This is a genomic window from Moraxella lacunata (assembly GCF_002027545.1).
GTDB classification, from domain to species: Bacteria; Pseudomonadota; Gammaproteobacteria; order Pseudomonadales; family Moraxellaceae; genus Moraxella; species Moraxella lacunata.
Map to the genome: position 1 here is coordinate 1 of NZ_MXAN01000117.1, position 4,789 is coordinate 4,789.

A 4,789-nucleotide genomic window follows, 5' to 3' on the forward strand; every position below is an offset into this window, starting at 1 on the left:
GGTATCATGGTATCTGAGCCATGCCTGCGGGTAGGAAAACCGTCATGGGCAGGCATGGCTCGCCACGAACGGAAACCGTGGTACTTTTTCATTTTGTATAGTGTAAAATAAGTCATAAAAATACAAATTAGTAAAAATCCCTTATCAAGCGATAGGGATTTTTTTGGGTTTAGCGTGGTTGGTTGGTAGACTTTTTGGTGGTTTGCTGATTGGTGGGTTTTTTGGTATTTTGTTGTTTGGTGCTTTGCTTTTTAGCCGTTTGCTTTTTTGTGCCTTGTTTCTTGGCTGATTGTTTTTTTTGCGGACGGTTTCTTTTGGGTTTGTTCGGTTTTTGGTTTTTTGGGTGATTGAGTGGGCTGTGCCATGGCAGTCATGGTAAAGGCGGATAGGATAAGGGCGGTTAGTAGTTGTTTGATGTTCATAAAAATTCTCAAAAAAATAAAATGTTAAAGTAAAAGTTAAGCCATGTTGCCTTAACTGGGTATATTACACCACAAAATTATCAATCAATAATTGCAAATCAAACAGTTTTTTAGATAATTGATAAGTAAAAAACAGACGTTCTGTATCAATCATTGCTAAAAGTTTGATAATATTTCTGATAAATAACTAAATCGCATGATTGTAAGGTATCAGTAATAATGATTTGCATTACTCTTTTGGCATGTCTATCCATATTTGTACGCTGTCGGGGTTATAGAGTCTGCCTGCCATGCGTTGTAAATTGGCAAGCGTGATGTGGCTGTCTAAGTGTTTGACTTGGTTAAGATACACCAAATCATCGCCTTGTTTGTCGCTTAGTGCCAGACGATTTAGCCATGTATAGGGGTCGTTTTGGCGGGATTTTTCTTGATTGGCGAAGGTGCTTTTGGCTTTATTGATGTCGTCTGTCGTGATGAGTGCGGGTAGGTTTGCCAGTACTTGTTTGGCGTGGGCTATCATCTCGTCCGCCTTGTCAGGACTGGTGGTGAATTTAAGATGACTTTCAATGCGGTGGGTGTCAGGATTTAGCGTGGTATCAAAACTTAACCGATAAATGCCTAATTTTTCATCACGCAAGGTCAGTTTGAGCTTGTCGCTTGTGATGTTTTTTAGTAGGTTTACCGTCATGGCGTCCACGCCTTGCCATGCGTGGGGCGTGGTTGTCCAAAGCTGTACGTCCGCTCGTGGCTCGTTGTGGTGGGCGAATTTGACCGTGTCCGATGTGGCAAGGGGCGTGGCGGTATGGCGAAATGCCGTCAATGGCGGATTGGGATTGGCAAATAGGGTGATAAACTGCCCCATGTGGGCAGGCGTGGCGTTACTCACGATATAAAAAGTCGTGGGCGTGCGTGTCATTCGCTCCCATGTGTGATTCAGTGTATCTTCGTCCAGCTGGTGCAATTCATCAAGGCTGGGTAGGTGGTTTGGCAGGTGTCTTAATTTGCCAAGCTCGTCCAGTCTATGCCTCTCGGCTTGTTTGACACCTGTCGGGGCAAGCTCGCTCATCAGGGCGGATTTGGTGTCATCAAGCCCGTCCTTAATGGTGGTGCGGTACAGTTGGGCATGGTAGAGACCCATAAGCTCGTTTAATTTATCATTATCACTGCTCATCTCAACGATAAGTTCGTGGGCGGTCTGTTTGGCGGACAGATTTAGGCGGTGCGTTTTTTTAAAATTATCCCAAGCAGTTTTGTCAAACTCATCAGGCGTATTTTGAAAAATCAGCCCTGTGGCAAGTTGCGACTGCCACGCACCCAGTCCGTCCGCCTGTGTACCTGCGGTACTCACCGCCCGAATGTAGGTCTTGTCTTTGGCACTGAGGTGGGCAAGCCACAGCACCCTATCGCCTGTGGAGAGCGTGTAGGTGCGGGTGTCGCCGTGGCGTGCCATGTGCGTGATGTAGGCGGTGGTGATGACGTGGGGCAGGTCAATGGTGGTCGGGCGTGGCTTTGGGATGGGTGGGGCGAGCGTGGCAGTGTTTGCCCGATGTCTCATCTGCTCCACGTCTGCCACACTTATGGGGGTAACCCGTGCGGCGAGTGGGGCTTGGTATTGGACGATACGGTCAGGGGCGGACAGCCAGTCATGGACACGCCCTTGCACGTCTTGGGCGGTCAAATTATCCAATAGGGGCTGGGTAAGTGTGGCGATGTCCTTTTGGGGAAGATAGGGTTTATCTACCAATGCCGTGCCAACCAGTGCCTGTACCCAACCTGCAAAATCACGGTCTTCGCTGTGGGCGTGGGCTTTGTCTAGCTGAATTTGAAAATCCTTTTTGTACTCATCAAGCTCATCTTGGGTCATGGGATAATCCTGCAAGCGTTTGATTTGATAAAAAATCTCCTGTAAGCCGTCCTTGTGTTTGTCTTTATCCACACTACTAAATAGCTCAATGGCAACGGTGTGTTTGCCGATGTCGGATTTGCGAGCGACCATGCTTTTTATGCCGTTAGGTAAATTATTCATTTCGCTTTGCAGGCGTTTGGTGATAAAGGTCAAGGCAAAACGGTCTATCAGGCGATTTTTGCGGGCGGTGTCGTTGTCGCCACGACTTGCGGACTCGTCCAGCCTTAGGACATACGCCACTTGGCTTACCCCGCTTTTGTCATCGTGCAGTTCGGTAATCGTTAGGCGGTCGGATAAGGTCGGCTCACAATAACTGCCCGTGCGGTCGGGTAGGGGCTTGGCAGGGATTTGCCCAAAATACTCATGGATTTTGGCTTTGGTATGGTCAATATCCACATCGCCCACGATGAGTAGGTTCATGTTGTTGGGGGCGTACCACGTCCGATAAAACGCCTGTAACTCATGGGCTGGCATGGTCGTGATACTATCTAGAGTGCCAATAACAGGGCTACGCACCGAGCGACTGCCTGCTCTGATGACCGCTTTTCGTTGTTCGTCCATGCGTGCTGATACGCCTTGACCGCCCCGCCATTCTTCGGTGATGATGTGGCGTTCTTTTTCCAAATCATCTGGCGTGATGTGAGCAAAAAACATCATCTGCGACAGGGCGGACAGACTACCGTCCAGCCCCACTTTGGGCGGTGGGGTCATGAGATAAGTGGTGCTATCGGTGGTGGTTACGGCATTATAATGCCTAGCCCTGACAAAGCCCATATCGTGTAAATGGTTCATCACGCCGTCAGGGTGCTTATCGCTCGCCCGAAAGACCAAATGCTCGACCATATGAGCCACGCCTGCTTGTGTGTCGCTCTCGTCTATGCCCCCTGCGTTCACTCCAGGCGGATTTCTAGCCGTCCTTTGTCGTCATGCAAAGGTAAAATGGCATAATCCAAACCATTATCCAGTCTACCGATGACAGGCGAGCTAATCTCGGCAAGGGCGGTGTGAGCGATGACAAATAGGGCAAGGGCGATGATTTTTTTCATGATTTATTCTTTAAAAATTAAAAAATTAAAAATGGGAAAAGCACCCTGTTAGGTGCTTTTTTTAAAAAGAGTGTTTTACCAATTATAAGTCGCACCAAGCCAGATGTTTCGACCTTGTTCATAAGTGATGATTTGACTGTTATTTGGCTTGTTGGTGGCGGTTTTACGGTCAAAGACGTTGTTGATGTCCATGGTAAGCTCGAAACTTTGGTGCTTGCCCAATGCCTTTTTGTAGCTCATTCGCCAATCGTAACTGATGTGCTTGCCAAACTTGGTGTTTTCGTACAACGTGGCTCTACCTGTATAGTCGCCACAAATGGCGGTATCATGGCTTGGGCAATCCACAGTGGCGGTGCTGTGCCCTTCATAAGGGGCGGTAAAGCCCACACGATGACCCCAAACAAAACCAATGTCAGGGAAAGTCATGTCAATGTTGGCAAAAGCTTTCCAAGGACGGTTAAAGTTAAAGGCAGGCAAGTCGGCTTTGTAGATGAGTTTGTTATCCAAAATCGCACGGTCTTGGTCGGCTTCGGTGGTGTCATCATAAGTGTTGGCGGTGTTTTGGCGGTTGTCCGACCAGCTGGCTCCCACCGACCAATCCAAGTCCAGTCCGCTAAACTTAACGGCTGATGTCGGCTTGATTGCCAAAGTTACGGTATCGGCTTTTGACCAACCGCTGTTATCCATGACACGTTCACCTGCGTCATTGAGCGTTTGCGAGCGAGCAAAGCTCTTTTTGGCATGGCGATTGACCCATTTGGCTGTCCATAGCGTGTTGCCGACCCTTTGGGCGATACCTGCACTGATTTCATCGGAATAAGGCGTGTCTAGGCTTCCAACTTCATAGTTGTATTTGCTAGAACCTCGTTCACGAATGACCCCATTGTCCGTCCAGTCGGTGAGCGTGTCGTCTGCGTTGATTTTGCGGTTTTGTTGTAGGTAGCTACTAATGCCGTTTTTGAGTTTGTAGGCAAAAAGATTGTTGGCGTGATAACGGTTCCAACCACCAAAGAGTTTGGTATTGCCATTGTCAAACACATCAGCAGTAAAGGCAAAGCGTGGCGAGATGTTGGTGTTTTTCATAAAATCATCATAACTGACACGCACCCCTGGGGTAAGCTCAAACCGACCGATTTTCATGGTGTTTTCGGCATACAGACTGTATTTATTCATACTGGCAGACAGACTGCGAGCAGGGTAGAGCAGACGTACGGATGTAAACTGCTCGCCATCAATACAGCCGTCTGCCCCGTTGCATATGGTCTTAGGGTTCCATGTCATCATTCCGCCAAGCGAGGTGTCGGCATAACGTTCATATTCGGCTTTTTCGTGGCGATACTCAAAACCTGCGTTGATGTTGTGATTGATGTTGCCCCAGTCAAAATCATAAAAATTATAATAGACCCCTTTCCAAA

The 4,789-nt window shown here is 48.0% G+C and carries 4 protein-coding genes; all 4 read right to left on the reverse strand.

Annotated features, from left to right (window positions below; all coding sequences use genetic code 11):
• Nucleotides 1-251: 251 nt before the first annotated feature.
• Nucleotides 252-422, reverse strand: a complete 171-nt coding sequence (locus B5J94_RS14285; protein ID WP_156471087.1) for a hypothetical protein — start codon at nucleotides 420-422, stop codon at nucleotides 252-254.
• 229 nt (nucleotides 423-651) lie between these two features.
• The gene (locus B5J94_RS13210; RefSeq protein WP_062501086.1) at nucleotides 652-3,222 is read right to left on the reverse strand and encodes a M16 family metallopeptidase; all 2,571 of its coding nucleotides are present in this window, start codon (nucleotides 3,220-3,222) and stop codon (nucleotides 652-654) included.
• Nucleotides 3,219-3,374 (reverse strand): hypothetical protein, encoded by a 156-nt coding sequence (locus tag B5J94_RS14290; protein ID WP_156471086.1) that lies wholly within the window; start codon nucleotides 3,372-3,374, stop codon nucleotides 3,219-3,221. Before B5J94_RS14290 ends, B5J94_RS13210 begins: the two co-directional genes overlap by 4 nt.
• A 75-nt stretch (nucleotides 3,375-3,449) precedes the next feature.
• The coding region (locus B5J94_RS14295) for a TonB-dependent receptor (RefSeq protein ID WP_158081063.1) at nucleotides 3,450-4,789 on the reverse strand (1,340 nt) is incomplete at its 5' end.

Bases quoted from the DNA above. Each gene is read 5' to 3' on its own strand.
- B5J94_RS14285 (WP_156471087.1), bottom strand. From the start codon at position 422: ATGAACATCAAACAACTACTAACCGCCCTTATCCTATCCGCCTTTACC.
- B5J94_RS14290 (WP_156471086.1), bottom strand. From the start codon at position 3,374: ATGAAAAAAATCATCGCCCTTGCCCTATTTGTCATCGCTCACACCGCC.